Origin of the sequence: Micromonospora sp. NPDC049580 (genome assembly GCF_040675595.1) — a bacterium.
In the GTDB taxonomy this organism is placed as follows: Bacteria; Actinomycetota; Actinomycetes; order Mycobacteriales; family Micromonosporaceae; genus Micromonospora.
In genome coordinates, this window is sequence record NZ_JBFAPG010000396.1 from 1 (window position 1) to 5908 (window position 5908).

Below are 5908 nucleotides of genomic sequence, written 5' to 3' on the forward strand. Positions count from 1 at the left end.
GCGCCGGACGCGGCGGCGAGGGCGCCGACCAGCGCGGTGCTGATCAGGGCGAGCAGGGGACGAACGCGCATCGGTGGACTCCTTGGAGGGGCTGGGGCCCGGGGTCGCCGGGTGCCCGGTGGCGACAGCGGGAGATCCCCGCCGCCGCTGGCATCGAGTGATGTCGATGTACTGTAGGGCCGACGAGCATCGTTTTCAAGAAGCTTATCGAGATCAACCAATGTAACGATTCGGCTACCCAGCGCGCCGTATATGCCCTGCTGGGGCCGCCTGTCCCGCCCCGCCGGCCGCACCCGCCGCCGGTTATGTGGATCACTGCCTGAACTGCGCCCGGCCGGTGCGTCCGCGACGGTATCTGCCAGGTACGCTGGCTGCGCTCGCCCGTTGTGGGTCGGCACCCAACTGCGTACACAGTCAGGAGTGCCCAGTGCCTCGCGTCGTCGTCGACGTCATGCTCAAGCCCGAGATCCTCGATCCGCAGGGCCAGGCCGTCGCAAACGCGCTGCCCCGGCTCGGCGTCAGCGACGTCGCCTCAGTGCGGATCGGCCGGCGCATCGAGATCGACTTCACCGGTGAACCGGACCTGGACCGGGCCCGGGAAATCGCCGACAAGCTGCTCGCCAACCCGGTCATCGAGGACTTCACCGTCCGCCTGGTCGAGACCGACGAGACCGCGGACGCCCGCTCGTGACCGCCCGGGTCGGTGTGGTCACCTTCCCCGGCTCGCTCGACGACGGGGATGCGGCCCGCGCCGTCCGGATCGCCGGCGCCGAGCCGGTCCGGCTCTGGCACGGCGATGAGGATCTGCACGGTGTGGACGCGGTCGTGCTGCCCGGCGGCTTCTCCTACGGTGACTACCTGCGCTGCGGCGCCATCGCCCGGTTCGCCCCGGTGATGGAGACGCTCGTGGACGCCGCCCGGGGTGGCCTGCCGGTGCTCGGCATCTGCAACGGCTTCCAGATCCTCTGCGAGGCGCACCTGCTGCCCGGCGCGCTCACCCGCAACCAGCACCTGCACTTCCGTAACCGGGACCAGGTCCTGCGCGTCGAGTCGGCCGGCACGGCGTGGACCAACGCGTTCCAGCCCGGCCAGGAGATCCTCATCCCGGTGAAGAACGGCGAGGGCTGCTACGTCGCCGACACCGCGACGCTGGACCAGCTCGAAGCCGAGGGGCGGGTCGTCGCGCGCTACGTCGGCGGCAACCCCAACGGGTCGCTGCGCGACATCGCGGCCATCACGAACTCCGCCGGCAACGTTGTCGGCATCATGCCGCACCCCGAGCACGCGGTGGAGGCGCTCACCGGCCCCTCGCTGGACGGCCTGGGCTTCTTCACCTCGGTCCTCAAGCACCTGGTGGGGGCGCCCGCGTGAACGCGAGGAATCGGTCAGGCGGGCACGAGCGCAGCGAGGAGAGGTCATGACCACCCATCCGGACCCGGTACGGGACACTCCGGAGGCGTACTCCGCCCCGGCGCAGCCGACCGAGCCGCTGGCGCAGCCCGCCGCTCCGTCCCAGCCGGCGACCGCCGACTGGACCGACGGCGTGGACACCGTGCCGCGCGCCGGTGGCACGCCGGGCGAGTTGCAGCCGTACACCGAGCTGGGTCTGCGCGACGACGAGTACGACCGGATCCGGCACATCCTCGGCCGTCGACCCACGCAGTCCGAGCTGGCGATGTACTCGATCATGTGGAGCGAGCACTGCTCCTACAAGTCGAGCAAGGTGCACCTGCGCCAGTTCGGTGAGAAGGCCCCGCACAGCGACCGGCTGCTCGCCGGCATCGGCGAGAACGCTGGCGTGGTGCAGGTCTCCGACGAGCTGGCGGTGACCTTCAAGGTCGAGTCGCACAACCACCCGAGCTTCGTCGAGCCGTACCAGGGCGCGGCGACCGGCGTCGGCGGCATCGTCCGGGACATCCTCGCCATGGGTGCCCGCCCGATCGCGGTCATGGATCCGCTGCGCTTCGGTGCCGCGGACCACCCGGACACCGCTCGGGTGCTCACCGGCGTGGTCGCCGGCGTGGGTGGCTACGGCAACTGCCTCGGCCTGCCCAACATCGGCGGCGAGCTGGTCTTCGACCCGTCCTACCAGGGCAACCCGCTGCTCAACGCGCTTTGCCTGGGCGTACTGCCGGTCGACCGGCTGCAGAACAAGGCCGCCGCGGGCCCCGGCAACGTCGTGGTGCTGATGGGCGCCAAGACCGGCCGGGACGGCATCGGCGGCGTGTCGGTGCTGGCCAGCGCCACCTTCGACGAGGGCAGCGAGGCCCGTCGCCCGGCCGTGCAGGTCGGCGACCCGTTCACCGAGAAGCTGCTGATCGAGGCGTGCCTGGAGCTGTACGACGGCCAGCTGGTCGTCGGCATCCAGGACCTCGGTGGCGCCGGCCTGACCTGCGCGCTCACCGAGACCGCCGCCGCTGCCGGCACCGGCATGCGGGTCTGGCTGGAGCGGGTGCCGCTGCGGGAGCCCTCGATGGACCCGCACGAGATCCTGGCCAGCGAGTCGCAGGAGCGGATGCTGCTGGTCGTCGAGCCGGACAAGCTCGAAGCCGTGCTCAAGACTGCCGAGAAGTGGGGCGTGCTCGCCACTGCGATCGGTGAGGTGACCGCGCCCGAGCCGGACGGCAGGCCCGGCCGACTGCTGATCACCTGGCAGGATCACCTGGTCGTCGACGTGCCGCCGGGTTCGCTCGTCGACGACGGCCCGGTCTACGCCCGGCCGATGCGAGAGCCGGCCGACCTGATCCTGCTCCAGGCCGACCGCGCCGAGACGCTGCCCCGCCCGGCCGACCCGGAGGCGCTGCGCGAGACCGTGCTGCGCATGATCGCGTCGCCCAACCTGGCCGACAAGACCTGGGTCACCGAGCAGTACGACCGCTACGTGCTGGGCAACACAGTGCTCGCGCAGCCGGAGGACGGCGGCGTGATCCGGATCGACGAGCGGACCGGGCTCGGCGTGGCGCTGTCGGTCGACGGCAACGGCCGGTACGCCCGGCTCGACCCGTACAACGGCACCAAGCTGGCCCTGGCCGAGGCGTACCGGAATGTGGCGGTGACCGGCGCGACGCCGATCGCCGTCACCAACTGCCTCAACTTCGGCTCCCCGGAGGACCCGGGCGTGATGTGGCAGTTCGCCGAGGCCGTGCGCGGCCTGGCGGACGGCTGCCTGGAGCTGGGCATCCCGGTGACCGGCGGCAACGTCAGCTTCTACAACCAGACCGGCGCGGCGGCCATCCACCCGACCCCGGTGGTCGGTGTGCTGGGTGTGCTGGACAACGTGGCCGACCGGGTGCCGATGGGCTTCGTCCCGCGTCCCGGCGGCGACCACGACCAGCTCTACCTGCTCGGCGAGACGAATGTGGAGCTGTCCGGCTCGGAGTGGGCCTGGGTGACGCACGAGCACCTCGGCGGCATCCCGCCGCAGGTCGACCTGCTTCGCGAGAAGGCGCTGGCCGACCTGCTGGCCGAGGCGGCCCGGGTGGGTCACCTCAGTTCGGCGCACGACCTGTCCGACGGTGGCCTCGCCCAGAGCCTGGTCGAGTCCTGCCTGCGGCGTGGCGTCGGCGCACGGATCGCCGTGCCCGAGCAGTTCGCCGACGGTTCGATGCCGTTCGTCTACCTGTTCAGCGAGTCCGCCACGCGGGCGCTGGTGTCGGTGCCGCGTGGCCACGACAAGGCGTTCGCGGCGCTCTGCGCCGAGCGGGGGGTGCCGTTCGAGCTGATCGGCGTCACCGACCCGACCGGCGGTGCGCTGGAGGTGCACGGCCAGTTCCGGATCGGTCTGGACGAGCTGCGCGCCGCGCACACCGAGACCCTGCCGCGCCTCTTCGGCGGCGCTGCGGCCGTCGACGTGCCCGCGCCGGCCGCCGGCGTGGCGGGCGCGGTCGAGGCCGTGCCGCTGCCGGGTGCCCCGGCCGAGCCGGTGGACGCGTCGGAGGTGCTCTCCGAGCCGATCGCCTCGGCCGGTCCGTCCCCGCAGACCGGAGCTGTCGACCCGGTCGGGTCGGAGCAGCCGGGCGAATCGTCCGAGTCTGACCCCGGTGCCGCCGAGCCGTCGCCTGACGAGCGCTGAGGCGTTGACGGCGGCCGTCTACGGCCAGCCCGGGTCGGGTGCCCGCTTCGACTGGGGCCTGACCGGGGCGGCCGAACTCGGCCGCGTCTGCGCGGCGCTGGTGGTGGTGGACGTCCTCTCGTTCACCACCGCCGTCGAGGTGGCGGTCGCCCGGGGCATGCGGGTGCACCCGTTTCCGTGGGGCGAGCAGGCCGCCGAGTACGCGGTGCGGGTCGGCGCGGTCGCGGCGGTGGGCCGTCGCCGGGTGACAGCCGACCATCCGTGGTCGCTCTCACCCGCCGCGTTGAGCGCCGCGCCCGTCGTGGCGGACCTGGTGCTGCCCTCACCGAACGGCTCCGCGATCAGCGCGGCCGCCAGCGCCACCGGGCTGCCGGTGGTCGCGGCGTGCCTGCGCAACGCCCGCGCCGTCGGGCGTTGGCTGCGCCGCCAGGGGTACGGCACGACGGACGCCCCCATCGGCGTCGTCGCCTCGGGTGAGCGGTGGCCGGACGGGTCGCTACGACCGTCGGTCGAGGACCAGCTCGGCGCGGCGAGCGTGCTGGACGCCCTGTCCGGTGTGCCGGGTGGCCTCTCCGTGGAGGCGGCCATGGCGCTCGCCGCGCTGGCCAGCACTCCGGACGTGCCCGCCGCGGTGCGCGGCAGCGTGTCCGGTCGGGAGTTGACCGAGGGCGGCTTCGGTGCCGACGTCGACGTCGCGGTCCGGGTGGGCGTGTCGGACGTCGTACCGGTTCTCCGCCAGGGCGTGTTCTCCGCCGCCTGACCGTCGCGGGTCGCCGGCCCGCTCGCGCCGCGCCCACATCCGCGTCCCGCCGCGCCCGCGCCCGTCCGGTGCCGGGCGTGATCAACTCGGTTTCCGGGAAGTCGGTGTGTCGAGGTAACGCGGACAGCCCGCCTTCCTAAAAGACGAGTTGATCACGCTGGAGGACCGGGCGACCAGCGCCCGCAACGGAACGGCCGCCCGGAGATCCGGGCGGCCGTTCTGCCGTGCTGCGGTGCCGTGGTGCTGGTCAGTCGTCCAGCCAGTCGAGGCGTCGGCCGCCCCGCTCGGTGGGCGGCGGCCCGTCCGGCCGGGCCCGGCCACCCTGCTGTTGGCCGTAGCCGGCCTGGTCGTAGCCCCGGTCGTCGTAGGCGCCGCGTTGCTGCGGGGCCTCCTGGCCGTAGCCGCCCTGGTCGTACCCGCCGCCCTGCTGCTGGCCGTAACCGCCCTGGTCGTACGCGCTGGTCTGCTGGCCGTAGCCGCCAGCCGGCTCCGCCGCGCGACCGCCGCCGTACGGGGCCGTCGGATCGGGCTGGCCGTAGCCCGGATCCTGCTCCGGCTGGTAGACGCCGGTGGCGTACGGGTCGGCCGGAGCCGGGTACTGGGTGCTGTCACCGGTGTAGCGGCCGGTCGGCTCGTCGAAACGCTCGCCGTAGCCCGCCCCACCGGCGGGAGCGGGCGGGTAGCCCGCGCCACCGGCCGGGGCGGTGTAGTCACGGCTGCCGTAGCCGCCACCCGGGGCGGCAGCGCCGCCGTAGCCCGCGCCCGAGCCGGGTGCGGCACCGTAGGGGTCCCCCGCCGGGCCGGCGCCGTAGCCGCCCTCCGGCGTTGCCGCCGTGCCGTAGCCGCCGCCCGAGGACGGCGCGTTGCCGTAGCCACCGGCGCCGTAGCCGCCCGGAGCGGGCTCGTCGCCGTAGCCGGTGCCACCCCAGCCCTGCTGGCCCGCCGCGCCGTAGGGCTGCGCTGGCGCTCCGTACGGGTCCGGCGGGACGTCGTCGACCACCGGGCGGTGCATCATCGTCGGCGCCTCGCTCAGCGCCGCGCCGCCGACCATGGTCGGGTCGGGACCGCCACCGGCG

The 5908-nt window shown here is 73.7% G+C and carries 4 protein-coding genes and 1 pseudogene; 4 read left to right on the forward strand and 1 reads right to left on the reverse strand.

Annotation, left to right across the window (positions count from 1 at the left end; genetic code table 11):
* Window positions 1-427 precede the first annotated feature (427 nt).
* Genes purS through AB0J68_RS25065 form a run of 4 tightly spaced genes read left to right on the forward strand, consistent with a single transcriptional unit; the run spans window position 428 to window position 4832 of the window.
* A complete protein-coding gene (purS, locus tag AB0J68_RS25050) occupies window positions 428-691 on the forward strand; it encodes a phosphoribosylformylglycinamidine synthase subunit PurS (RefSeq protein WP_007454310.1) in 264 nt (87 codons plus the stop codon).
* Window positions 688-1371, forward strand: coding sequence for a phosphoribosylformylglycinamidine synthase subunit PurQ (purQ, locus tag AB0J68_RS25055; protein ID WP_355064644.1), 684 nt, complete (start codon window positions 688-690; stop codon window positions 1369-1371). The genes purS and purQ overlap by 4 nt, the downstream gene beginning before the upstream one ends.
* 46 nt (window positions 1372-1417) lie before the next feature.
* On the forward strand, window positions 1418-4072 hold the full coding sequence (gene purL, locus AB0J68_RS25060) for a phosphoribosylformylglycinamidine synthase subunit PurL (RefSeq protein WP_363940633.1): 2655 nt from the start codon (window positions 1418-1420) through the stop codon (window positions 4070-4072).
* Between the two features lie 4 nt (window positions 4073-4076).
* Entirely contained in the window at window positions 4077-4832 is a 756-nt protein-coding gene (locus AB0J68_RS25065) for a 2-phosphosulfolactate phosphatase (protein WP_354853897.1), read from the forward strand.
* A 247-nt stretch (window positions 4833-5079) separates the two neighbouring features.
* On the opposite strand, the pseudogene AB0J68_RS25070 reads toward AB0J68_RS25065, so the two are convergent.
* Window positions 5080-5908, reverse strand: a pseudogene (locus AB0J68_RS25070) (hypothetical protein); the annotation flags it as partial.